Raw genomic sequence first — 22,562 nt, 5'->3', positions numbered from 1 at the left:
GGTTCTCTTCGTGAGTGGGTTGTCGTTGTCAGGGAGTGGTTTCGACACGCTCGCTGCTGCGCAGCCGGAGACCGAGCAGGTACATCTCGCAGCCCAGGCAGAAGCCGAAGGCCGCGTTGAGGAAGGCCGCCGCCAGCGCGGCACCGGTGGCGACCGCGCCGAGCAGCGCCGCGCCGGACAGGTAGCCGGCGAGCGCCACCAGGGCGAACCCCAGACCGACCGCCTGCGCGAACCGCGGCGGGGCCGGGTCCTCGAGCTCGGTCGGCGGCGCGAGCCGCGGACGGACCAGGGTCCGGAACAGCCAGGAGTACGGCGTGTGCTGGACGCCCCGCAACGCGCCCACCGCGAACACGACCGCCTGGGCGGCCAGCAGCACGACGGTGAGCGATGAAGGGGCGGCCAGCAGCGCGCCGGCCAGCACGACGGCCGTGAGCGTCGCTACGACGCGTGGGCCGCGCGGGTCGATACCGGCGGGCGTACCGGGACGGCTCGACGTGCTCGACGGGGTCGAGATGCTGGCGGACATTGGTGTCTCCTGCGCTTCGTGGGGTCACGTGGGCGGCTGCGGCCTGCGGTGAGGCACGGGACACGTCGAGACGCACGGCTCCTCGGCCGGGCGTCAGGCCAACCTCACGGACTTAGTCTACTAAGTCTCTGGAGTAAGGGAAGGTTGCGACGGTCCCGTCAGGACATTCGACACAGCGCGGAGCGCACGCGGCAGTGGTCTACTGCGCGGCGCTTCGTCAGCATGGTCGAGGACATGTCGACCAGAGTAGGGCGGCCACTCCGCCGGCCACCAACGGCCGTCTCATATCGTGGGCGCATAGTCCATTCCGTGGACGTCAGCGGAGCTGCGGGCGGACGTGCAGCCCGACCTCGGGGTCGACCAGCATCTCCTGCGCGGCGGGCAGCCCGTCCGCGTCGAGCACCGCGTCGAGAGCGACGTTGCGCTTGACGATGCCGAGGGCGATCGGCCCCAGCTCGTGGTGCCGCGCCGACGTACCGACGAACCCGACCTGGCGGCCGTCGAGCATCAGCGGGGCGCCACGCACGGGAAGCCGGTTGTCCGAGCCGTCGAGGTGCAGCAGCGTGAGCCGGCGCGGTGGACGGCCGAGCGTGTGCACCCGGGCGACAGTCTCCTGGCCCCGGTAGCAGCCCTTGTCGAGGTGCACGGCCGGGCCGATCCAGCCGGCCTCGTTGGGGATCGTGCGGTGGTCGGTGTCGAGGCCGAGGCGGGGCTCGCCTCGGGCGATCCGGAGCGCCTCGAACGCCCACAGGCCGCAGGCCGGGCCGGCCGCCTCGGCGAACGTGCCGAGCTCGGCGCGGGGGACGAAGACGTAGCCGGAGTACGGCGCGCCCTCGACCCGAGCGGCGGGCCGCCAGACCACCGCGACCTCGTCGGTGACGTCGGCGACCTCGACCCGCATCATGAACCGCATCCGGTCGAGCCACTCGACCAGGGCGGGCGCCTCGCCGGGCTCGACGTGGGCGGTGAAGGAGTCGCCGTCGTCGGTGCCGTACATCGCGTGCTCGACATGACCCTGCGGGCTGAGCACCAGCGCGCCGGTCGCGACACCGGGAGCCAGCGTGTCGAGGTGCTGCGACGTCAGCGAGTGCAGCCAGGTGAGCCGGTCGGGGCCCGATACCCGCACCACGCCGCGGTGGGAGAGATCGACGAAGCCCTCACCGGACTCGAGGGTGCGCTGCTCGCCGTTGAACGACCCGTAGTGGGCCGCCACCGGCGCGTCGATCCCGTCGCCGGCGACAGCGCCGGGCAGGGAGAGGAGCGGACTGGGCTGGGTGGTTCCGGGCTGGCTTGTCATGACATCTCCATGGTCTCACCCGTGAGGGCGGCGACGGGGTCGGCGTACGCCTCGTCGACTGGTCGGCGACCGCGCACAGTGGTCACGACGTGATCGCCCGGGCGAGCGTGGCCAGCACGGCGTCCTTGGTCGGAGCGCCGGCCGCGCGCGAGACCTCGCGACCCGCGCCGTCGAGGATCAGCGTCGTCGGGGTGCGGAGCACGCCGAGCCGGCGGACCAGGTCGAGGTGCTGCTCGGCGTCCACCTCGACGTGCACCACGCCCGGTACGACGTCGACCACCTCGCCGAGGACCCGACGGGTGGCGCGGCAGGGCGCGCAGAAGGCAGAGGAGAACTGCAGCAGGGTGGCGCGCTCGCCCAGCTCATGGTCGAGATCCACGCCGGCGAGCACGCTCTCGGCCGCGGGTGTCTCGGCGTCGGGCACGGCACCACGGACCGCGTGGGTGCCACGGAAGCGACCGTCGCGCGCGGCGCGGTAGAGGCCGAACGCGGTCGCGGCCACGAGCGCGACGACGAGCACCCAGAGTCCTTGGCTCATGTCCACATTGAACAACCGGACAGTGCGGGGCATTCCGTGCGTCCGGCCTGCGCGCGGCGGCGCGGACCCAAGTGCGCGCATCGAGGCGCCGGGACGCGCGTCTCGCGCCACCTGAGGCGCGTCTCGCGCCACCAACCCCGCGTCTCGCGCCACCTGAGGCGCGTCTCAACGAGGGCGGGGGTGGTCAGGACAGGCCACGGGCCCGGAAGGCGGCCTGGGTCCGGTCGCCCACCTGCAGCTTCGCCAGCACCTGGGAGACATGGTTCTGCACGGTCTTGAGGCTGATCCCGAGCTCGGTCGCGATCGCGGGGTTGCTCAGTCCACGTGCGACCAGTGCCAGGATCTCGGCCTCGCGGGGCGTCAGGCTCCCCGGGGCCTCGCGCCCCCGGCCCCCAATCACGCGCTGGGCCACCCCCGGGCCGAAGACCGCACCGCCGGCGGCGACCGTGCGGATGGCGGCCAGCACCTCTTCCTGGGCCGCTCCCTTGAGGAGGTAGCCGCGCGCGCCGATCCGAAGCGCCGCCAGGACGCTGCTGTCGTCGTCGACCATCGTCAGCACCAGCACGGCACTCCGGGCACCGGACGAGACGATGCGCCGGGTGGCCTCCAGGCCGGGCGTGCCCGGCAGGTTGAGGTCCATGAGTACGACGTCCGGCACCAGCTCGACGGTGCGGCGGACCGCCGTCTCGCCATCGCCCACCGCGTCCACCACCTCCATGCCCTCGACAGTGGCCAGCAGGCCCGCGAGCCCGTCACGGAACAGCGGGTGGTCGTCGACGATGAGGACGCGGACCGCTCGATCGGTCATCGGGCCACCGCCAGCGGCAGGATCACGGCGACCGTCGTACCGGTGCCCGGACGCGACGACAGCCGGAGCGTGCCACCGATCTCCTCCACCCGGTCGCGCATCCCGGCCAGGCCCACGCCTCCGTCGCGGGGACGTGCCCCGCCGGCACCGTTGTCCGTGACGTCGAGGCGCACCTCGTCCCCACATACCGCCACAGCGATCCGGGCCCGCGTGGCGGCGGCGTGCTTCACCACGTTGGTCACTGCCTCCTGGACCACGCGGTAGAGCGCGACCTCGACAGCCGCGGGGACGGGCGGCAGGTCGGGCACGCGTACGTCGACCCGGAGCCCCGGACCGGCAAGGCCCGCCGCCAGCTGCTCGATCGCGCCGGCGACACCGAGCTCGTCGAGGGCCGGGGGGCGCAACCCGGTCACGATCCGACGCACGTCGGTGACGGTGTCCTGGATCCCGGACCGCAGCGCGAGCAGCTCCGCCTCGAGGTCGAGGTCCGGGTCACCGGCCCGGTTGCGCAGGGTGTCCACCCGGAGGGTCAGCGCGGCGAGTGCGGGCCCGAGCCCGTCGTGCAGGTCGCGCCGCAGGAGTCGACGTTCCTCCTCGCGGGCCAGCACCAGCCGCTCCTCCCCGTCGCGGATGCGCCGCATCAGGAGGGTCACCGCCAGCACCACCGGAGCCGGCATCGTCACCAACGCGAACATCCACGGCTCGGCCCAGGGGGTCGCCACGAGTGGCAGGATCAGCAGCGGACACGCGACCGCGACGGCGAACCACCTCAGCCGTCTCCGCTCGAAGTCGTCGGCCTTCGACCAGCGGTGCACCAGACCCGCGACGGCGACGACCAAGAGCACCCCGACCAGGGCCAGCCCGGTCAGCGCCAGCGTGTCGGTCACAGGGGCCGCCGGCGCCGGCAGACCCATCGGGTTTTCCATCCCCTGCAACCGGGTCTCCAGCGGCTCGGGTGTCAGCAACGTGGCGGCTCCGAAGCAACCGAGGGCCGTGAGCAGCACCCACTGCGGCCACCGGCGGTCCGGCCGGGCGAGCCTCCCGTCGGGGAAGTACAGCGGGACGGCGACCACGAGCACGATCCAGCCGAGTCCGCGCAGGGCCGTTCCGAGCACGGCCAGCCAGTCGGCCCCGGCGACCGAGCCCGGCGCGACGACATGGCCGTGCACGCCGAGGGCGATCAGGCCCTCGCCCAGGCCCCAGCTCGTCCCGCCCGCGAGCATCAGCGCCGCGACCCGGTCGCCCGGGCGGGCGAGCAAGACGACCCCGGCGCCGACGACGTACGCCGTGACGACGAGCAGGATCGCCACCGCATCGCCGACACCGCTGTCCGCGCGATCGGCGAGGACCACCGCCGTGGCGGCGCCGGCCCGGCCCAGGGCCGCCGGCGCCGCCACGGCGACGACACGTCTCATCGGCTCAGCGTGCCGTATCCGATGCGCCGATGTCGGCGAACCGCGATGTCGAAGGGTGCCTCAGCATCAGCACGGCGAGCCCGGTCCACCACACGATCCAGACCAAGGAGGCGCCGTCGGCCATCCCGACGGCGGCCGCCGGGACGGCCAGCAGCAGCACCGTGCCGACGGTCAGCCCACCCCACCCGACCCAGCGCGGCATCAGGCTGTCCGAACGCGCCGCCAGCCCCAGTCCGATCGCGTGCGCGCCGAGGAACGCGAGGCTGAGGTAGTAGGCGAAGTTCCTGATGTTGTTGATCGCGAGGCTCTCTTCGACGGACAGCCCGTGCTGCGCCCCCCAGGATGCGGCCGCGCCTGCGGCGAACCCGCCGGCGATGACCACGGCGACGTAGACGAGGCCGGCGAGGGCCGCGGTCTGCGACGCCCAACCGCCGTTCTCGGTGCGCCGCCCGAACGCACGGGACAAGAACACCAGGACGGGCACGAGGAGCACGAACGCGAGCGTCTCGACGTACCCGCCGGTGAAGATCCTGGTCAGGCTGCCCTCGACGTAGGAGTGCTCGATGCCCTCCTGACCCTGGTGGATCGTCGGGGACCCGCTGGTGATGACGCCGACGAGCATCAGGACGACGTGGGCCAGGGCCAGCGCGCCGGCGACCCGCCAGAGCGGATCCGTCAGCGTGGTGGTCGGTGACTGGCGGGCGATGACGGTGGACATGGGGCCTCCCCCGGGTCGGGCGCGGACGGCCCGCGCGAGTGACACCAGGGTGCGGTCGCGGCAGCGAGGCGACATCGGGCGGTTTCCCGAACCGGCCGGGAAGATCTCCCGGGTGGTCTGCCGTGCGAAGCGATCGAGCTCAGGTGCTGCCGCCGGCGAAGGGCGGGAGCAGTTCGACGGTGTCGCCGGGGGCGATCGCCACGTCGTCAGGGTCGGTCGCGCCGACCGGACGGTCGCCTACCAGCACCGAGCAGACGCCCACCACGTCGGCCAGCCGGGGCCGGTCGGGGTGCAGGTCGTGGACGGTCTTGAGGAGTACGGCGAGCGTCGTACCGTCGCCGACATCGACCGAGTCGGAGTCGACCCCGGCGGCGGCCCGGGCGGCGGCCCAGTAGCGCACCGTCACCGGTGCGGTGATGGACGACTCGGGCCGGGCGGGGCTCATGTCAGATATCCTGCCTCATGCCGGCGCGCGGCCCCAGGCCGCGGCCGGCGACGCGGAGCGGCTCAACGGCGAGCCGGGACGGACCCTGACCGGTCGATTCCGGGAGGTGCGTCAAGCACCCATGAACCACCCCACGAGACCACTTGCTTGCTTCGCTGTCCCGCGGGGACCCCGATGAGCACCCTGCTGCTGCTGACCAGCACCACCCAGCCATCGGCCGAGGTGCTGCCCGCCCTGGCGCTGCTCCCCCACCAGGTCCGGATCCTGCCCGCCGAGGGCAGCGCCCTGCTCGAGGCCCCCGAGGTGGACGTGGTGCTGGTGGACGGCCGCAAGGAGCTCGCCCACGCCCGCGACCTGTGCCGCCTCATCCGCACGACCGGCTCGGACGGTCCGGTGCTCCTCATCGTCACCGAGGGCGGCCTGGCCGTGGTCAGCGCCGACTGGGGCATGGACGACGTGTTGCTGAGCACCGCCGGTCCGGCCGAGGTCGAGGCCCGGCTGCGCGTCGCCATCGGCCGGCTGGCCGCGCACCGCGACGCCTCCGACCCCGAGGCCCACGTGATCCGCTCCGGCGACGTGACGGTCGACGACGCGACGTACACCGCGAAGCTCGGCGGGCGGGCGCTGGACCTCACGTTCAAGGAGTTCGAGCTGCTGAAGTACCTCGTGCAGCACCCCGGCCGGGTGTTCACCCGCGACCAGCTGTTGCAGGAGGTCTGGGGCTACGACTACTTCGGCGGCACCCGCACCGTCGACGTGCACGTACGACGACTGCGGGCCAAGCTCGGCCCCGACAACGAGACGCTGATCGGCACCGTGCGCAACGTGGGCTACCGGTTCGTGACGCCGCCCAAGGAGGGCACCGTCGAGCGCGAGCCCTCCGACGTCTGAGGCGCGCCTGGGCGGGAGGAACACGGCGCCACCCCGCCTCGTCGTGGTCCTCCCGCCTCTCGGCGTCCCCCTTCGGAGCGACGAGAGCCTCGGTTGTTCCCCGCGGCCCCGAGGGCTCCTCGTCGTCCTGTGATCTGAACCTAGCCCCGAGGGCGTGCCACCACATCGGCAGGACGGCCCGAATCGGACGGGCCGGTGGTCACCCGTTCACGCCACCCCGGGAGCAGCGGCCGGCTCGCCCTCCCCGTGCGGCTGGAGGCCCGGCAGGGACTCGGTGCGCTGAGCGGGCATGTGCACCGGGACGACGGCACCGGTGGCGACCTGCGTGGCGGCGCGGGCCGCCTCGGGCTCGCGGGGCAACACCGGGACGGCCAGGATCGGTGCCGGGTCGGGCTGCCGCTCGGCCTTGCGCACGGCTGCGGGCAGCGAGTCCTCGAGGCGGGCCATCCAGAGCAGGAAGCCCAGGCACAGCAGCGGGAACGTGATCACCATCGCGAACATCGTCACCAGCTGCACGACGGGGTCCCCCGGTTCGTGAGGCGATTGTCCCTAGAGTGACGAATATGCTCCACGAGGTACGCCGCGTCGATGCCCCGTTCGAGTGGTCCGGGACCACCCCGACCGGTCTTGCCGCCGAGGTGCACAGGGTCCTCGAGCGGGCGGAGGCCTACGACGGAGCGGCCGCGCTCGACGAGGCGGCGCTGCTCGCGCTGCGGCACCGCGGCCTCACCGGCAGCACGATGCTGGTGACGGGCGACCCGGTGGCGGGGTTCGCCTGGCTGCGCGGCGACGACCTCGCGGTCGTGGTCGACCCGGTGGCCCGGGCCGCGGGCCGGGGGCACGCCCTGGTCTCGGCCGCCATGACCCACGGCGTACCCGAGGGCACCACCGCGTGGTCGCACGGGAACCACCCGGGGGCGGCGGCCCTCGCCGAGACGTTCGGGTTCGAGCGGGTCCGAGACCTGTGGGTGATGCGGCGCTCGCTCGGCGACCTGCCCCCGCTGCCGAACGCGTCGACCGGTCCGGGTCGCGGCTTCGTCGTACGCACGTTCCGGCCGGGGCACGACGAGGACGCGTTCCTCGCGGTCAACGCGGAGGCGTTCGCCCACCACCCCGAGCAGGGCCGGATGACCCGCGCCGACCTGGACGAGCGAATGGCCGAGCCGTGGTTCGACCCGGCCGGGTTCTTCGTGGCCGAGGCCGTACCGGTCGGAGAGGCGGGCTCCGCGACGGGCCGCGCGGGTGCGCCAGCGCCTCTCGTCGGCTTCCACTGGACCAAGGTGCATCACGGCCGGCACCCGGTCGGGGAGGTGTACGTCGTCGGTGTGTCGCCGCGCGCCCAGGGGTCGGGGCTGGGCCGGCTGCTCACCCTCACCGGCCTGCACCACCTGGCTGCGCAGGGACTGCTCGAAGTGCTGCTGTACGTCGAGTCCGACAACGCACCGGCGGTGGCGGTCTACTCGCGGCTGGGGTTCACGCACGCGGCGGCGGACACCCATGTGCAGTACCGCCGTGTCAGTGCAGCGCGACCTTGAGCACGGCCGCGATCTCCGCGACGCCGGCGCGCTGGGCGCGGCCGATCCCGACCACGTTGAAGAAGCCGTGGATGAAGCCCGGGTACCTCTTCAACCGCACCTCGACACCGGCGTCGGCCAGCCGGCGCGCCCACGCCTCGCCCTCGTCACGGAGCGGGTCGAACCCCGCGGTGACGACGTGAGCCGGCGCGAGCCCGTCGGGGATCTTCTCCGTGAGCGCCGGTGACACGTCGGGGTGGCGCCTCTCCTCCGCCGTGCAGAGATAGCTCGCGTCCGCGAGGTCGATGAACTCCTGGGTGAGGTAGAACCCGGAGGCGAACAGGCGCCGGCTGTCGCTGCCGTTCACCATGTCGGTGATCGGATAGACGAGCAGCTGGTGCCGGCACGGCACGCCGGCGTTGGCCGCGCGCATCGCCGTCACCGTCGCCAGGCAGCCGCCCGCGGAGTCGCCACCCACACCGATCCGCTCGGGGTCCGCGCCCAGCCTCTCGGCGTGCTCGACGACCCACTGGTACGCCGTCCAGCAGTCGTCGACCGCGGCCGGGAACCGGTGCTCGGGCCCGATCCGGTAGTCCACCGCGAGCACGCGCACGTCGGCGCGCTCCGCGAGGAACCGGCAGACCGCGTCGTGGGAGTCGAGGTCGCCGTACATGAAGCCGCCGCCGTGCAGGAACACCAGCAGCGGCGACTCGTTCGCAGTGGTCGACCCCGCCGACACCCGGGACCGCGGCACGTACAGCCGGGCAGCGAGCGGCCCGTCCGGTCCGGGCACGTCGAGGTCGTGGGTCTCCCCGATCGGCTGCCGGCCGCCGGTGAGTCCGGCGTTGTGGGTGATCACCCTTCGCCCCTCGGGGACAGCCAGCTTCTCCGCGGCCGGTACCCGGAGCACCTCTCGGAGCCGGAGCATCCACTGGGTCTCGAGGTCGAGGGTCTGTCCATCGACCACGACGGGCGGCCCGGCGACCCGACGCATCACCGGCCCCGGCAGAGCCATCAGCCCGCGCAACGCCGTCGCCTCGACCCGTCGGGGAACCGTGGGTGCCATGCCCCGCAACCTAGGCCATGGCCGATCCCCGGCCGGCCGAGGGTCGGCCGTCCCACGGACGCAAAGAACTTCACCCACCGTTCGCCGGGTAGTGCCACGATGCAGAGGTGACCTTGGAGAGTGCGAGCCGACTGAGCGTGGTGGCCGAGGAGACGTTCGACGTCGAGCCGCCGTACGACGCGACGCTGGGTGACCTGCCGGACGACCGGTTCCTCGACCGCGAGCTGTCCTGGCTGCACTTCAACAACCGGGTGCTCGAGCTCGCCGAGGACCCGGCGGTGCCGCTGCTCGAACGGGTCCGGTTCGCCGCGATCTTCGCGCAGAACCTCGACGAGTTCTTCATGGTCCGCGTGGCGGGTCTCAAACGACGCATCGCGGCCGGTGTCGCGGTACCGACCGCGTCCGGGCTGATGCCGCGCGAAGTGCTCGAGCAGATCTGGCAGAACGCGAGCGAGCTCCTGCAGCGGCACGCGTCGCTGTTCCGCGACGAGATCGTGCCCGCCCTCGCCGAGCACGACATCGAGCTGCTGAGGTGGTCCGAGCTCACCCGTGAGGAGCAGAAGCACTGCAAGAAGCTGTTCCGCGACCGGGTGTTCCCGGTGCTGACCCCGCTGGCGGTCGATCCGGCCCACCCGTTCCCCTACATCTCCGGGCTGTCGCTCAACCTCGCCGTCCTGGTGCGGAACCCCAAGACCGGCAAGGACCACTTCGCGCGGGTGAAGGTGCCGCCGATCTTCAGTCGCTTCGTGCCGGTCGGCGAGCAGCGGTTCGTGCCGCTGGAGGACGTGATCGCCGAGCACCTCAAGCGGCTGTTCCCGGGCATGGACGTGCTGGCGGTGCACACCTTCCGGGTCACCCGCAACGAGGACCTCGAGGTCGAGGAGGACGACGCCGAGAACCTGCTGGCTGCGCTCGAGAAGGAGCTGCTGCGCCGTCGCTTCGGGCCGCCGGTGCGTCTGGAGGTCGAGGAGTCGATCGACCCGCACATCCTCGACCTGCTCGTCTCCGAGCTGGGGGTGTCGGACGCCGAGGTAGTGCGGCTGCCCGGCCCGCTGGACCTGCGGGGGCTCCACGACATCGCCGACCTGGACCGGGCCGAGCTGAAGTACCCGGCGTTCGTGCCGTCCACGCACCCCCACCTGGCCGAGGTGGAGTCGGCGTCGCCGGTCGACGTCTTCGCGGCGCTGCGGCGCCACGACGTACTGCTGCAGCATCCCTACGACTCGTTCGCCACCTCGGTGCAACGGTTCATCGAGCAGGCCGCCGCCGACCCGCAGGTGCTCGCCATCAAGCAGACCCTCTACCGGACGTCGGGTGACTCGCCGATCATCGACGCCCTGGTCGACGCGGCCGAGGCCGGCAAGCAGGTGCTGGTGCTCGTCGAGATCAAGGCCCGTTTCGACGAGGAGGCCAACATCCAGTGGGCCCGCAAGCTCGAGCACGCGGGCTGCCACGTGGTCTACGGTCTCGTCGGCCTCAAGACGCACTGCAAGCTCGCGATGGCGGTGCGCGACGAGCCGGACGGGATCCGGCGCTACGTGCACATCGGCACCGGCAACTACAACCCCAAGACCGCGCGCAGCTACGAGGACTACGGGCTGCTCACCTGTGACGAGACGATCGGGGAGGACGTCGCCCACCTCTTCAACAACCTGTCCGGCTTCTCGCGGAACGCGTCGTACGAGCGGCTGCTCGTCGCGCCGGACTCGGTGCGCGACGGCATCATCGCCGGCATCAGGGGCGAGGTCGAGCACCACCGGGCCGGTCGGCCGGCCAGGATCCGGATCAAGGCGAACTCCGTGGTCGACGAGGCCACCATCGACGCGCTGTACCACGCCGCGCGGGCCGGCGTGACGGTCGAGCTGCTCACCCGTGGCATCTGTGCGCTCCGGCCCGGTGTGCCCGGTCTGTCGGAGACGATCCGGGTGCGGTCCGTGCTGGGTCGCTTCCTCGAGCACAGCCGGGTGTTCTGGTTCGAGAACGGCGGGGAGCCCACCGCGTGGATCGGGTCGGCCGACCTGATGCACCGCAACCTCGACCGGCGGGTCGAGTGCCTCGTGCAGCTGCCCGGCCCGGCGCCGGTCGAGCAGGTCGGGCGGATGCTCGACCTGGCCTTCGACGACGGGACCGCGTCGTGGCACCTCGAGTCCTCCGGCCAGTGGGTGCGTCACCACCTCGACGACGAGGGCAACCCGTTGCGTGACCTGCAGGCCACCCTGATCGCCACCCGCCGCCGCCGTCGTACGACGACCGCCTCGACGAGCGCCGCCCCGCCCCCGCGCTGACCCCATCCCCCGATACGACGCGACGTATCTGTTGTGATCGGGGTACCGGGACAGCAAGTTCGTCGCGTCGTATCCGCCTGGGGACGCGGGACTCCGGCTGTGGACGGCGCGCGACGCCAGCTGCGCGGTCGGGACAGGCTGGTGCGATGGCGCGCGACTCCCATCGCTGGCACCCCAAGTGCCGACCTCCGGACGACCTTGTCGCGCCCGTGCCCGTCGACCCGACCGGCCGCGCCGGACCCACCCCGGCCCAGGCGCGAGGGCCGCACTGGCGCCGTACGACGCCCGGCCTGTTCGTACCCTCCTCGGTCGGCGACGACGTGCCGGAGCAACGGATCCTCGAGCATGCGGCGCGTCTGCCCGTCGTCGACAGCGGGGTGACCGGATGGGCGGCGTGCCGCATGCACGGCGCCGCGTTCTTCGACGGTCTCGCCCACGGCGGACGCACCCGGCTGGCGGTGCCCCTCGCCCTCGGGGCGAAGGCGCAGCTGCGGCCGTGGCCCGGGAGCCGGCTGCTCCGAGCCCGGCTCACCTGGGAGGAGGTCGAGGTGGTCGCGGGGGTGAGCTGCACGGTGCCCCGGCGTGCGCTCTTCGACGCGATGCGCACGGCCCCGAGCCTGGTCGACGCGGTCGTCGCCATGGACATGATGGCCGCCGCGGAGGTCGTCTCGATCGCGCAGATGCGCGAGTACGCCGGCGCCCACCCCGCCTGGACCGGCGTCCCGCAGGTGCGCACCGCCCTTGCCCTCGCCGACGAGGACAGCCGGTCGCCCGCCGAGACCCGGATGCGGCTGATTTGGGTCCGCGAGGCGCAACTGCCTGCTCCGCTGGTCAACCAGCCGATCTGGACCCGCGACGGGCACCTCCTCGGGATCGCCGACCTGCTCGACCCTGACTCGGGGACGGTCGGCGAGTTCGACGGTGCCGACCACCGGGAGGCGGCGCGGCACACCCGCGACGTCGCTCGCGAGCAGACCATGCGTGACGTCGGGCTGGAGTACTTCACCGTGACCGGCAACGACCTGTCCCACCCGCAGCGGGTGGTGGCCAGGATGCACAGCACCCGCGCGCGTGCCCGATGGCTCCGCGACGACCACCGGGACTGGACGATCGTCCCGCCACCCGGCTGGCGCACCGTCCCGAGCCTCGACGAGCGGCTCGCCCGTCGTGCCGAGGCCGCCCTGGAGGCCGAGACAGACACCTGGTCCGCGACCGCCTGATCCGCTGCCCGCCGTACCTCAGCCGCCGGCGGACGCGCGCCAACCCCGGATACGACGCGACGGAACTGCTGTTCTCCACCCCGCGCGACAGCAAATCCGTCGCGTCGTATCGGGAGGCGGGGATCAGCAGGTGGCGAACAGCACCGGCCCCGAGGTCAGGTCGCTGAACACGAACTCCGCACCCCGCGGGTCGAGCTCGAGCAGCACAGTCTCGCCGTCGGCCGACCCGTTGGTCACCGTGAAACGGTCCGCGAAGCTGCCGCCCTGGCCCGGCGCGTCACCAGCGGCGAGGTCGACCCGCGGCTGCAGGTTCGCCGACGCCTGCTCCTCGGTCTCGAACTCGAGCGCGACCCGCAGGCTGCCGTCGTCCTGCATGGCGACGACCAGGCCGGTGAGCGGGCTGACCCCGCCGGCCTCCTGGACCAGCTGGTCCGCGACGCGTTGGTCCTCCTCGTCGGCCGACGCCATCGCGAGGTCCTCGCAGGCGAAGTCCGAGCCCCAGAGCACCGCCGTCACCGGCTCCTCGGCCGCGGCGGCCAGGTCCGGCTCGTCGAGCGCCGGGGCGTCGCCACGCACCACCTCCACTGCCGCCGAGACCGCCTCGGCCCGGTCGGAGAGCAAGAGCAGCCGCTCGTCCTCGAGCACCGCGAGGTTCTGGAACACCGGGGTCAGCCCCGGGTCCAGCGCGGCGACGAGGTCGGGCGACCCGGCCCAGGTTCCGCCGGTCCCCACCCCACCGTCAGGCGTCTCGTAGCCCAACGACCTCAGCCGCTGCTCGACGCCGCCGAGGTCGACGTCGTCGCCCACCTTCAGCACGACGACCTGGCCGGACGGGCTCTGCCCGAGCGCCTCCCAGGAGGCGTCGAGCGGGGACACGCCGTAGCGGTCGCGCATCGCCAGCGTGCTGTCTCCGATCGCCGAGGTGCTGACCAGGTCGCGCTCGAAGGCGCGGTCGAGGAACTCGGCCACCTCGTCGTCCCCCGCGCCCGCGTCGAGGCCCTCACCGTCCGCGGCCGCGCGCACCCCGGTCCAGTCGGTGTACGTCGCCCGCAGCGTGGTGTCCGGGAGGGTGGCCATCGCGGCTTCGTAGTCGCTGGAGGAGTCCAGCGCACGCCAGGCGACGAACCCGGCAGCCACCAGCAGGACGAGCACGACGGCCGCCGCCGCGACCACCGCGGCACGTCTACCCAACCTGCTCCGCCTCTCCGTGACCGACCCGTGAACACCCCGCGAAACAGCCGTTTTCGCGGGCACCCCGCGTGTGAGACTAGCCCGGTGGACGAGCGGGAGATCCTCGCGGCCGGGGCGGTGGTGTCCCGCAAGGGCCCCCAGGTGCTGCTCATCCACCGCCCGAAGTACGACGACTGGTCGTTTCCCAAGGGCAAGCTCGACCCCGGCGAGCACGCCGTGGCCGCGGCCGTCCGCGAGGTGGCCGAGGAGACCGGGGTCGACATCCGGCTCGGCCCGCCCCTGCCCGACCAGACCTACACGGTCGGAAACGGCACGCTGCGACCGAAACGGGTGCGCTACTGGGTCGGCCGGCCGATGGGCGACGACGACGTCTCGACCTACCGCCCCAACGCCGAGGTCGACGACGTCGCCTGGGTCGACCTCGACAAGGCCCGGCGGAAGCTGAGCCACGACCACGACCGCGTCATCCTCGACGCGTTCACCGCGGTCCGCAGGCGCTCGACGCCGCTCCTCGTGGTCCGGCACGGCAAGGCGGAGCCACGCAAGACCTGGCGCGGCGACGACCGGGAGCGGCCGCTGTCGCCGGCCGGGGAGCTGCAGTCCGACGAGCTCGTCCCGCTGCTCGCCGCCTACGGAGTACGCCGGATCGTCAGCTCGAGCAGCCGCCGCTGCTGGACCACGCTGGCGCCGTACGCACACACCGCGGACGTCGACCTCGGCGTCACCGACGCACTCACCGAAGAGGACGCCGACGACGGGACCGTGACGGAGGTCCTGCACGGTCTGCTGACCTCGAAGACGCCGACGGCCCTCTGCACGCACCGACCGGTCGTCCCGCTCGTGCTCCGCGCGATCGGGGTCACGAACATCTCCCTCGACCCCGGCGCGATGGTCGTCGTGCACCACCGGCGGGGCCAGGTCGTCGCCGTCGAGCAGCACGCCGTCTGAGCCTTCCCGGAGGTGGAGTCCGCGGCATTTCGGGCGGTCACGCGCTCCCGTTCACGTGACGTACGACTCTCGTCCCGTCCGCCGCCACCAAGTCGGCCGCCACCGTTCACGCACCGTTCACCCAGCCCCGTGGGTCGCTTCACCTCGGCTCCCTAGCTTCGAACGCGTACTGACCAACGTGTCTCGAAAGATCACAGGAGAACGAAGTGAACAGCACTTCCCTTCGCCGGCCGGCGGCGCTGGCCGCCGCGCTGGTCCTCGGCCTCGGCCTGACCGCGTGCGGTGCGGCGAACGAGGAGCCGTCCTCCGCTGCCGACGGCGGCACCGACGCCGGCGAGGGCAGCAGCCTGGCCGGCACGCTCAACGGCGGCGGCGCGAGCTCCCAGGAGGCCGCGCAGAACGCCTGGCGTGCGGGCTTCCAGGAGGCGAACCCCGACGTCACCGTCAACTACGACCCGATCGGCTCCGGCGGCGGTCGAGAGCAGTTCATCTCCGGCGGCTTCCCGTTCGCCGGCTCCGACTCCTACCTCGACAACGAGGAGGGCGAGCTTGACGCGGCCACGGAGCGTTGCGGGGGCCAGGCCCCCATCGAGGTCCCCAACTACGTGTCGCCGATCGCAGTGATCTACAACCTCGAGGGTGTCGACAGCCTGGAGCTGAGTCCGGACGCGCTGGCCGGGATCTTCGCCGGCGACATCACCAGCTGGGACGGCCCGGCGATCGCCGAGACCAACCCGAACGCGGACCTTCCAGCCGAGGACATCAACCCGGTGCACCGCTCGGACGAGTCCAGCACCGGCAACTTCACGAACTACCTGGCCACGGTGGCCGAGGACGTGTGGACGCACGGTGAGGTCGAGGAGTGGCCGGTCGACGGCGGCGAGGGTGCCAGCGGCACCTCAGGCGTGGTCGGGGCCGTCCAGAACGGCGTCAACTCCATCGGGTACGCCGACGCGAGCCAGGCCGGCGACCTGGGCACGGCGGCGATCGGGGTCGGTGACGGCTTCGAGGAGCCGACCCCGGAGGCGGCGGCCAAGATCCTCGAGGTCTCGCCCGCGGCCGACGCCGCCGGCGAGGGTCAGATGATCTACGACCTCGACTACACGACCGAGGAGGCCGGGGTCTACCCGATCGTGCTGACCTCCTACCTGATCGCCTGCCCGTCGTACGCCGACACGGCCGAGGGCGAGCTGGTGAAGGCCTACCTGGGCTACGTCATCAGCGAGGACGGTCAGGCGACCGCGGCCGAGAACGCCGGATCCGCCCCGCTGGCGCCCTCGATCGCCCAGGAGGCACAGGCCACCGTCGACGGGATCACGGTCGGCTGATCGACCCGAGCACCCGGCGCCCGACCAGGAGAGGTAGTCACGTGGCAGTGACCGAAGCGGCCCCGCGGCCGGTGCAGCGGAGAGGGGACGTCCTCTTCGCCGGTCTGGCGCGGGCGGCAGCCGTCACCATCCTGCTGGCGCTCGCCGGGGTGGCGATCTTCCTGACCCTCGAGGGCGCGCCCGCCGTCACGGCCCCCGCGTCGGCGAGGGGCGGCGAGGACGACATCGTCCTGTACGTGTGGCCACTGCCGTTCGGCACGCTGCTCGCCGCGGTGCTGGCGATGCTGATCGCCACCCCGCTCGCGTTCGGGGTCGCGCTGGTCATCTCCCACTACGCGCCGCGCCGGACCTCGAGGACCATCGGCTACCTCATCGACCTGCTCGCCGCCGTCCCTTCGGTCGTCTACAGCCTCTGGGGCATCGGGTACCTCGGCACCAGGATCTCCGGCCTCTACGTGTGGCTCGAGGACAACCTCGGCTTCCTGCCGTTCTTCGCCGGCCCCGCCTCGACCACCGGCCGCACGATCCTCACCGCAGGGGTGGTGCTGGCGGTGATGGCGCTGCCGATCATCATCGCGATCACGCGCGAGATCTTCGCGCAGACGCCGACCCTGCACCAGGAGGCGGCGTTGGCCCTCGGGGCGACCCGCTGGGAGATGATCCGGATGACGGTCCTCCCCTGCAGCCGCTCCGGCATGGTCTCGGCGTCCATGCTCGGGCTCGGCCGAGCGCTCGGCGAGACCATGGCCGTGGCGATGGTCCTCTCCGCGACCGGTGTCGTCTCCTTCAACCTGATCTCAACCTCCAACCCGTCGACGATCGCCGCCAACATCGCGCTCCAGTTCGGCGAGGCGTCCGGACTCAAGGTCAACGTGCTGATCTTCAGCGGCCTGGTGCTGTTCGTGATCACCTTCGGCGTGAGCCTCCTCGGCCGCGCCATCGCCGCCCGCGGAGTGAAGGGGGACAGCCGATGAGCACCCAGACCACGAGCCGCCGTCCCGAGACGGCCTCCCGGCAGGACCTCCCGCTCACCCACCCGACGCTCCCGCGCTCGGCCCCCGCGCTCGCCGGCGTGGTGTCGCTCGCATCCGCCGCCCTGGTCGGCCTGCTGGCCGGCTGGGGTCCTGCCCTCACGACTCTCGTCACGGTGCTGGTCTTCGCCGTGGCGCTGCCGCTGTGGGCGTACGTCGTCGAGGGATCCCGCGGCGCCATCGACCGGCTGGCGACGACCCTGGTGTGGACGGCGTTCGGAATCGCGATGCTGCCGCTCGTCACGCTGATCTACACGGTGGCCGCCAAGGGGGCGCCCGTGCTCAGCGCGGAGTTCTTCACCTTCTCGATGCGCAACGTCATCGGTGCGGGCGGCGGCATCTACCACGCGATCATGGGCACGCTGCTGATCACGCTCGTCGCGACCCTGATCTCGGTGCCGGTCGGCATCATGGCCGCGATCTACCTCGTGGAGTACAGCGGCCAGAGCCGGCTGGCACGGACCGTCACGTTCCTGGTGGACGTGATGACCGGCATCCCGTCGATCGTCGCGGGCCTGTTCGCGTACGCCCTCTTCGTGATCATCTTCGGCCCAGGCGTGCGGATGGGCTTCGGCGGCTCGATCGCGCTGTCGGTGCTGATGATCCCGATCGTGGTCCGGTCGGCCGAAGAGATGCTCAAGCTGGTCCCCGACGAGCTGCGCGAGGCCTCCTACGCCCTCGGCGTGCCGAAGTGGCGCACGATCCTCAAGGTCGTGCTGCCGACGTCGCTGGCCGGTGTCATCACCGGCGTGATGTTGGCGGTCGCCCGGGTCGCGGGCGAGACAGCACCACTGCTCATCATCGCCGGCGACACCGACTAGGTGAACTTCAACGTCTTCTCGGAGCGGATGGCGACGCTGCCGGTGTTCATCTACTACTCGTTCACCCAGCCCGGCGTACCGCCGGAGTTCGGGCAGGCCCGCGCCTGGGGAGCCGCGCTGGTGCTGATCACGATCGTGATGATCCTCAACCTGGTCGCCCGCGCGGTCGGCCGGCTGTTCTCACCCAAGGGAGCGCGATGAGCCCCGAACTCCTGACGACCTCCTCAGACCCGCAGACGCGCTCGACCACGAAGGAACCAGACACCATGGCCAAGAGCATCGACGTCTCCGACCTCGACTTCTACTACGGCGACTTCAAGGCCGTGGAGGGCGTCACCATGACGATCCCGGCACGCTCGGTGACCGCTCTCATCGGGCCGTCGGGGTGCGGGAAGTCGACCTTCCTGCGCTCGCTGAACCGGATGCACGAGGTGATTCCGGGGGCGCGGGTGGACGGCAAGATCGTCATCGACGGGCAGAACCTGTACGACTCCGACGTCGACCCGGTGCAGGTACGTCGACAGGTCGGGATGGTGTTCCAGCGCCCCAACCCGTTCCCGACGATGACGATCTACGACAACGTCCTCGCCGGCAACCGCCTCAACAGCAAGCGGATGCCGAAGCCCGAGGCGGACGCCATCGTCGAGAGGTCCCTGCGCGGCGCGAACCTGTGGGAAGAGGTCAAGGACCGGCTCGGCAAGCCCGGCTCCAGCCTCTCCGGCGGTCAGCAGCAGAGACTGTGCATCGCCCGTGCGATCGCCGTCGAGCCCCAGGTGCTGTTGATGGACGAGCCCTGCTCGGCCCTGGACCCGATCTCCACGGCAGCGATCGAGGACCTGATCCACGAGCTGCGGACGGACTACACGATCGTGATCGTGACCCACAACATGCAGCAGGCCGCCCGCGTCTCCGAGGACACCGGCTTCTTCAACCTCGCCGGGGCCGGTAGGCCGGGGCGCCTGGTCGAGATGAACCCGACCAGGAAGATCTTCTCCAACCCCGACGAGCCGTCGACCGAGGCCTACGTCTCCGGCCGCTTCGGTTGACCGCGGTCAGGGCAGCTGGAAGACGTAGCGGCAGACCCAGTAGACGAGCGCGGCGGCCAGACCGGCCATCGGGAAGGTCAGCACCCAGGCGATCACGATCGAGCGGGCCACGCCCCACCGCACCGCGGAGAACCGCTTGGTGGCACCAGCACCCATCACCGCGGAGGTGATGGTGTGCGTGGTCGAGATCGGGGCCTCGAACACGAACGCCGTGGTGTAGAGCACGCCCGCGGCGATCGACTCCGACGCGAAGCCACGCGCGGGGTCGAGGTGGATGATCCGCCGGCCCAACGTGCGCATGATCCGCCAGCCGCCGGAGTAGGTGCCCAGGGAGATCGCTCCCGCGGCGGAGATGATCACCCAGACCGGCAGTGGGTCACCCTCGGACACGTAACCGCCGGTGAGCAGGGCCAGGAAGATCACGCCCATCGTCTTCTGGGCGTCCTGCAGTCCGTGGCCGAGCGCCATCGCCGCCGCCGAGACGGTCTGCGCCTGGCGGAAGCCACGGTTGACCTTGTGCGGGTTGCGCTTGTGGAACGCCCACATGATGCCCAGCATGAGCGCGAAGGCCGCCAGGAAGCCGAACAGTGGCGATGCCACCATCGGGATCACGACCTTGTCGAGGATCACGCTCCACTGGACCAGGGAGCCGGAGGCGACCGCGGCGCCCACCAGCCCGCCGATCAGGGCATGCGACGAGGAGGAGGGCAGCCCGAAGTACCAGGTGACGAGGTTCCACGAGATGGCGCCGATGAGTCCGGCCATCACGACGACCAGCCCGTGGGTGCCGGGGTCGGGCGAGATGACGCTGCCGACGGTGTCGGCGACCTCCTGGCCGAGGAAGGCGCCGACGAAGTTCATGATCGCCGCCATGATCAGCGCTACCCGTGGCGTCAGCGCACGCGTCGAAACCGAGGTGGCGATGGCGTTGGCCGCGTCGTGGAATCCGTTGGTGTAGTCGAAGACAAGGGCGACTAAGACCACCGCGACGACGATCGCGAGCTCCACGCTCAGGACTCCTTGACGGCGATCTGCTCGACCGTGTTGGCGACCTTCTCGAACGCGTCGATCGCCGCCTCGAGGGAGTCGACGATGTCCTTCAGCTTGAGCACCTCGAGCGCTTCGTACTTGCCGCTGAACAGCTTGGCAAGGATCCGCCGATAGCTCTTGTCACCGGCGTTCTCCAGCCGGTTGATCTCGATCCAGAACTCCTCGAGGTCCTTCATGGTGCGCAGTCGGGGCATCGCGTCCGCCGTCAGGTCGGCGCACCGCTGGAGGACCTCGACCTGGTTGGCGAGCTCGGCCGGCAGGTGCTCGACCTCGTAGAGGAGGACCAGGTCGACGGCCTCCTCCATGAAGTCCATGACGTCGTCGAGCCCGGACGCGAGGGCGTAGATATCCTCCCGGTCGAACGGCGTGACGAACGTGGTGTTGACCCGTCGGATCACGTTGTGGGTCGACTCGTCGGCCTGGTGCTCGGCGTCCCGCATCTTCTGGGCGATGCCCTCACGGTCGCTCCCGTCACCGAGCATCTGCGCCAGCAGGTCCGCGCCGACGACGAGGTGCTGGGCCAGCTGTGCGAACAGGTCGTAGAACGTCGTGTCGGCAGGGCGGAAGCGCAAGGCCACAGCGAACTCCTGGTGAACGGGACAGAACCGGGGATCATGCTAGGTGCTGCCCGACGAATCCGCTCAACCCGGACCCCCCGGGGTGACCGGAGCCACTGTGCTGCGGGCCGGTGGGTCAGTCCTCCCGGACCGGTTGACTCGGGATGTTGGGCGGGTCCAGGCCGAGCAGTCGATCGACCTCGTCCTGCGCCAAGGTGTCGTCGGACTCACTGGCAGCGATGATCAGGTTGGTGGTCAGCTCCACCTCGGCGAGCAGCTCCGCGTCCTCCAACGGGACGTTCAGCTGGTCATCCACGACACCGCTCCCTCCCTGGATCATGACGGCTCTTGCTCCTGTCAACGGAAAGCGCGGCAACCGACGCGTCCATTGTCCCCCGATCCTCGGAGGCATACCCATAGTCATTTGGGACAAACCAAAGGACCCCGACGGATAGCCCGACGGGGTCCTTTGTTGCCTGGGTCGACCAGACCGGCCGTGGGGCCGGTGGGCGAGATCAGACGGGGCGAACGTTCTCCGCCTGCGGGCCCTTCGGACCCTGCGTGACGTCGAACTCGACCTTCTGGTTCTCGTCGAGGGACTTGTAGCCCTGCGACTGGATGGCCGAGTAGTGCACGAAGACGTCGTCGCCGCCGTCCTCCTGCGCAATGAAGCCGAAACCCTTCTCGGCGTTGAACCACTTGACGGTGCCCTGAGCCATGCTGACTTACTCCTACTGATGGGGCTTGGGACCGCCACCTCGGCGGCCCCACAACAGGTGCGGTGAAACGCCGTGCCCCCTCAAGCAGTGACTCAAGAGAAAACGCCGTCGGATCACAAAACTCCGCGGACGTCGGTCCTCTGATGAAGACCTAGGAAGACCTGTGGAACTTTGCACCTGTTGCGCGCACGACCCTACCAACTGCGGCGCGCGATTCCGAGTGGAGGGAGCAAAAGGTGTGTAAACCGTTCCTCGCCGTCGGACGTCATCTGTTCAGCCGGCTCCCGCACCGCCGCCCAGCGCGCGGGAGCCGGCACCGATAGGTCGGCCCCGACTGCTGGCACGAGACCGGGTCTGGACGAGCGCGACCACCGGTTCAGCGCATCACGCCGATCGGCCGGTAGACGAGCCCGGGGAAGACCGAGGTCGGTGACCGGTCGGGGAACCGCTTGGCCACCAGCTCGCCGAGCACGTTGCGGTAGTCGGTGGTCACGGCCAGGTCGCCGTCGACGAGCTGAGGGCCGCCGAGCCCGGGCCAGGCGCCGTGGTAGCGGCCACCGGCGACGCCGCCGCCCATGAGCAGCATCATGTTGCCCCAGCCGTGGTCGAGGCCCTGGTTGCCGTTCTCGGCGACCCGGCGGCCGAACTCGCTGATCGTCACCAGGGTGACCCGCGAGCGGAGCGACCCCAGGTCGTTCATGAACGCGCTGACCGACGAGGCGAAGGCACGCGTCATGTTCTGCATGTCGCCCCACTCGAGGTTGCCGTAGCCGTCGTGCATGTCCCAGCTGCCGTAGTCGACCGACACGACCTCGGTGCCGATGTCGGACTTGATCAGCCGGGCGGTGTCGATGAGCGCCTCGGAGAGGTCGGAGGCCGGCCAGGCCATCGGGTAGCTCACGGCGGGCTTGTAGGAACCACCCGCGACCGCGCCGAGGGTCGCGACCGTCGACAGCGCCGACCGCGCGGCGACCGCCATCGGGCTGTCCCCCGCACCCCACATGGTCTGGAGGTGGCCGCGGCGCCGGGCGGCCCAGCCGCTGTCGGAGCCGACGAGCTTGATGTCCTCGAGCTTCTGGGTGGCGACCGAGGCCGCCGGGCCGGAGACGATCGTGGGGGGCGTCGAGCTGCCCAGGTGGACCGCGTCG

The 22,562-nt window shown here is 71.4% G+C and carries 25 protein-coding genes; 10 read left to right on the top strand and 15 right to left on the bottom strand.

Going from position 1 to position 22,562, the window contains the following annotated elements; all coding sequences use genetic code 11:
• Positions 1-28 precede the first annotated feature (28 nt).
• The 7 genes from VFH10_RS11040 to VFH10_RS11010 all read right to left on the bottom strand — a co-directional run bounded on the left by VFH10_RS11040 (position 29) and on the right by VFH10_RS11010 (position 5,747).
• The gene (locus VFH10_RS11040) at positions 29-526 is read right to left on the bottom strand and encodes a DUF4395 domain-containing protein (protein ID WP_325128429.1); all 498 of its coding nucleotides are present in this window, start codon (positions 524-526) and stop codon (positions 29-31) included.
• 316 nt (positions 527-842) lie between these two features.
• Positions 843-1,823 carry a folate-binding protein gene (locus VFH10_RS11035; RefSeq protein ID WP_325128428.1) on the bottom strand — a complete coding sequence of 327 codons (981 nt, stop codon included), beginning with the start codon at positions 1,821-1,823 and terminating at the stop codon, positions 843-845.
• Between the two features lie 82 nt (positions 1,824-1,905).
• Positions 1,906-2,361, bottom strand: a complete 456-nt coding sequence (locus VFH10_RS11030) for a thioredoxin family protein (protein WP_325128426.1) — start codon at positions 2,359-2,361, stop codon at positions 1,906-1,908.
• Between the two features lie 184 nt (positions 2,362-2,545).
• Positions 2,546-3,169: a response regulator transcription factor gene (locus VFH10_RS11025; protein ID WP_325128424.1), complete on the bottom strand. Its 624-nt coding sequence runs from the start codon at positions 3,167-3,169 to the stop codon at positions 2,546-2,548.
• Positions 3,166-4,584, bottom strand: coding sequence for a sensor histidine kinase (locus VFH10_RS11020; RefSeq protein ID WP_325128423.1), 1,419 nt, complete (start codon positions 4,582-4,584; stop codon positions 3,166-3,168). Before VFH10_RS11020 ends, VFH10_RS11025 begins: the two co-directional genes overlap by 4 nt.
• A 4-nt stretch (positions 4,585-4,588) precedes the next feature.
• Positions 4,589-5,302, bottom strand: coding sequence for a DUF4386 family protein (locus VFH10_RS11015; protein ID WP_325128421.1), 714 nt, complete (start codon positions 5,300-5,302; stop codon positions 4,589-4,591).
• A gap of 139 nt (positions 5,303-5,441) precedes the next feature.
• The gene (locus VFH10_RS11010) at positions 5,442-5,747 is read right to left on the bottom strand and encodes a MoaD/ThiS family protein (RefSeq protein ID WP_325128418.1); all 306 of its coding nucleotides are present in this window, start codon (positions 5,745-5,747) and stop codon (positions 5,442-5,444) included.
• Between the two features lie 174 nt (positions 5,748-5,921).
• On the opposite strand from VFH10_RS11010, the gene VFH10_RS11005 reads away from it, so the two are divergent.
• On the top strand, positions 5,922-6,638 hold the full coding sequence (locus VFH10_RS11005) for a response regulator transcription factor (RefSeq protein WP_325128416.1): 717 nt from the start codon (positions 5,922-5,924) through the stop codon (positions 6,636-6,638).
• A 207-nt stretch (positions 6,639-6,845) separates the two neighbouring features.
• Here the strand turns inward: VFH10_RS11005 and VFH10_RS11000 are convergent, their stop codons facing one another.
• Positions 6,846-7,154, bottom strand: a complete 309-nt coding sequence (locus tag VFH10_RS11000) for a hypothetical protein (RefSeq protein ID WP_325128414.1) — start codon at positions 7,152-7,154, stop codon at positions 6,846-6,848.
• Between the two features lie 47 nt (positions 7,155-7,201).
• On the opposite strand from VFH10_RS11000, the gene mshD reads away from it, so the two are divergent.
• Positions 7,202-8,173, top strand: a complete 972-nt coding sequence (mshD, locus tag VFH10_RS10995; protein WP_325128413.1) for a mycothiol synthase — start codon at positions 7,202-7,204, stop codon at positions 8,171-8,173.
• Here the strand turns inward: mshD and VFH10_RS10990 are convergent.
• Complete coding sequence (locus tag VFH10_RS10990) at positions 8,154-9,218, bottom strand: alpha/beta hydrolase (RefSeq protein WP_325128411.1); 1,065 nt, start codon at positions 9,216-9,218, stop codon at positions 8,154-8,156. The genes mshD and VFH10_RS10990 overlap by 20 nt on opposite strands.
• A gap of 140 nt (positions 9,219-9,358) precedes the next feature.
• Here VFH10_RS10990 and VFH10_RS10985 point away from each other — a divergent pair, with 140 nt between their 5' ends.
• Positions 9,359-11,503, top strand: a complete 2,145-nt coding sequence (locus VFH10_RS10985) for an RNA degradosome polyphosphate kinase (RefSeq protein WP_325128445.1) — start codon at positions 9,359-9,361, stop codon at positions 11,501-11,503.
• Between the two features lie 146 nt (positions 11,504-11,649).
• The gene (locus VFH10_RS10980) at positions 11,650-12,723 is read left to right on the top strand and encodes a hypothetical protein (RefSeq protein ID WP_325128410.1); all 1,074 of its coding nucleotides are present in this window, start codon (positions 11,650-11,652) and stop codon (positions 12,721-12,723) included.
• A 123-nt stretch (positions 12,724-12,846) separates the two neighbouring features.
• On the opposite strand, the gene VFH10_RS10975 is transcribed toward VFH10_RS10980, so the two are convergent.
• Positions 12,847-13,914, bottom strand: a complete 1,068-nt coding sequence (locus VFH10_RS10975; protein ID WP_325128409.1) for a hypothetical protein — start codon at positions 13,912-13,914, stop codon at positions 12,847-12,849.
• 84 nt (positions 13,915-13,998) lie between these two features.
• Here VFH10_RS10975 and VFH10_RS10970 point away from each other — a divergent pair, with 84 nt between their 5' ends.
• The 6 genes from VFH10_RS10970 (at position 13,999) to pstB (ending at position 19,088) form a co-directional block, all read left to right on the top strand.
• Complete coding sequence (locus VFH10_RS10970; RefSeq protein WP_325128408.1) at positions 13,999-14,862, top strand: NUDIX hydrolase; 864 nt, start codon at positions 13,999-14,001, stop codon at positions 14,860-14,862.
• A 206-nt stretch (positions 14,863-15,068) separates the two neighbouring features.
• Positions 15,069-16,190 (top strand): phosphate ABC transporter substrate-binding protein PstS, encoded by a 1,122-nt coding sequence (locus VFH10_RS10965; protein WP_325128407.1) that lies wholly within the window; start codon positions 15,069-15,071, stop codon positions 16,188-16,190.
• A gap of 41 nt (positions 16,191-16,231) precedes the next feature.
• Positions 16,232-17,164 (top strand): phosphate ABC transporter permease subunit PstC, encoded by a 933-nt coding sequence (pstC, locus tag VFH10_RS10960; RefSeq protein ID WP_325128406.1) that lies wholly within the window; start codon positions 16,232-16,234, stop codon positions 17,162-17,164.
• The gene (gene pstA / locus VFH10_RS10955) at positions 17,161-18,042 is read left to right on the top strand and encodes a phosphate ABC transporter permease PstA (RefSeq protein ID WP_325128404.1); all 882 of its coding nucleotides are present in this window, start codon (positions 17,161-17,163) and stop codon (positions 18,040-18,042) included. The genes pstC and pstA overlap by 4 nt, the downstream gene beginning before the upstream one ends.
• Complete coding sequence (locus VFH10_RS10950; RefSeq protein WP_325128403.1) at positions 18,043-18,243, top strand: hypothetical protein; 201 nt, start codon at positions 18,043-18,045, stop codon at positions 18,241-18,243.
• Positions 18,244-18,308: 65 nt separating this feature from the next.
• Positions 18,309-19,088, top strand: a complete 780-nt coding sequence (pstB, locus tag VFH10_RS10945) for a phosphate ABC transporter ATP-binding protein PstB (RefSeq protein ID WP_325128402.1) — start codon at positions 18,309-18,311, stop codon at positions 19,086-19,088.
• Between the two features lie 6 nt (positions 19,089-19,094).
• Here the strand turns inward: pstB and VFH10_RS10940 are convergent, their stop codons facing one another.
• The 5 genes from VFH10_RS10940 to VFH10_RS10920 all read right to left on the bottom strand — a co-directional run.
• Positions 19,095-20,096 (bottom strand): inorganic phosphate transporter, encoded by a 1,002-nt coding sequence (locus VFH10_RS10940; protein ID WP_325128401.1) that lies wholly within the window; start codon positions 20,094-20,096, stop codon positions 19,095-19,097.
• A 2-nt stretch (positions 20,097-20,098) separates the two neighbouring features.
• Positions 20,099-20,716, bottom strand: coding sequence for a DUF47 domain-containing protein (locus VFH10_RS10935; RefSeq protein WP_325128400.1), 618 nt, complete (start codon positions 20,714-20,716; stop codon positions 20,099-20,101).
• A gap of 115 nt (positions 20,717-20,831) precedes the next feature.
• A complete protein-coding gene (locus VFH10_RS10930; protein ID WP_325128398.1) occupies positions 20,832-21,011 on the bottom strand; it encodes a hypothetical protein in 180 nt (59 codons plus the stop codon).
• 199 nt (positions 21,012-21,210) lie between these two features.
• Positions 21,211-21,414: a cold-shock protein gene (locus VFH10_RS10925; RefSeq protein WP_056905888.1), complete on the bottom strand. Its 204-nt coding sequence runs from the start codon at positions 21,412-21,414 to the stop codon at positions 21,211-21,213.
• A 376-nt stretch (positions 21,415-21,790) separates the two neighbouring features.
• The coding region (locus VFH10_RS10920) for a DUF1501 domain-containing protein (protein ID WP_325128394.1) at positions 21,791-22,562 on the bottom strand (772 nt) is incomplete at its 5' end.

The sequence above is a fragment of the Nocardioides sp. genome (assembly GCF_035697785.1).
Classification (GTDB): Bacteria; Actinomycetota; Actinomycetes; order Propionibacteriales; family Nocardioidaceae; genus Nocardioides_B.
The sequence above is the reverse complement of the archived record's forward strand: the minus strand, read 5'-3'. Positions and strand labels throughout refer to the sequence as shown.

What these genes read in the sequence shown, in the direction of transcription:
- VFH10_RS11040 (WP_325128429.1), bottom strand. Translation starts at nt 526, where the DNA reads ATGTCCGCCAGCATCTCGACCCCGTCGAGCACGTCGAGCCGTCCCGGT.
- VFH10_RS11035 (WP_325128428.1), bottom strand. Translation starts at nt 1,823, where the DNA reads ATGACAAGCCAGCCCGGAACCACCCAGCCCAGTCCGCTCCTCTCCCTG.
- VFH10_RS11030 (WP_325128426.1), bottom strand. Translation starts at nt 2,361, where the DNA reads ATGAGCCAAGGACTCTGGGTGCTCGTCGTCGCGCTCGTGGCCGCGACC.
- VFH10_RS11025 (WP_325128424.1), bottom strand. Translation starts at nt 3,169, where the DNA reads ATGACCGATCGAGCGGTCCGCGTCCTCATCGTCGACGACCACCCGCTG.
- VFH10_RS11020 (WP_325128423.1), bottom strand. Translation starts at nt 4,584, where the DNA reads ATGAGACGTGTCGTCGCCGTGGCGGCGCCGGCGGCCCTGGGCCGGGCC.
- VFH10_RS11015 (WP_325128421.1), bottom strand. Translation starts at nt 5,302, where the DNA reads ATGTCCACCGTCATCGCCCGCCAGTCACCGACCACCACGCTGACGGAT.
- VFH10_RS11010 (WP_325128418.1), bottom strand. Translation starts at nt 5,747, where the DNA reads ATGAGCCCCGCCCGGCCCGAGTCGTCCATCACCGCACCGGTGACGGTG.
- VFH10_RS11005 (WP_325128416.1), top strand. Translation starts at nt 5,922, where the DNA reads ATGAGCACCCTGCTGCTGCTGACCAGCACCACCCAGCCATCGGCCGAG.
- mshD (WP_325128413.1), top strand. Translation starts at nt 7,202, where the DNA reads ATGCTCCACGAGGTACGCCGCGTCGATGCCCCGTTCGAGTGGTCCGGG.
- VFH10_RS10990 (WP_325128411.1), bottom strand. Translation starts at nt 9,218, where the DNA reads ATGGCACCCACGGTTCCCCGACGGGTCGAGGCGACGGCGTTGCGCGGG.
- VFH10_RS10980 (WP_325128410.1), top strand. Translation starts at nt 11,650, where the DNA reads ATGGCGCGCGACTCCCATCGCTGGCACCCCAAGTGCCGACCTCCGGAC.
- pstA (WP_325128404.1), top strand. Translation starts at nt 17,161, where the DNA reads ATGAGCACCCAGACCACGAGCCGCCGTCCCGAGACGGCCTCCCGGCAG.
- pstB (WP_325128402.1), top strand. Translation starts at nt 18,309, where the DNA reads ATGGCCAAGAGCATCGACGTCTCCGACCTCGACTTCTACTACGGCGAC.
- VFH10_RS10925 (WP_056905888.1), bottom strand. Translation starts at nt 21,414, where the DNA reads ATGGCTCAGGGCACCGTCAAGTGGTTCAACGCCGAGAAGGGTTTCGGC.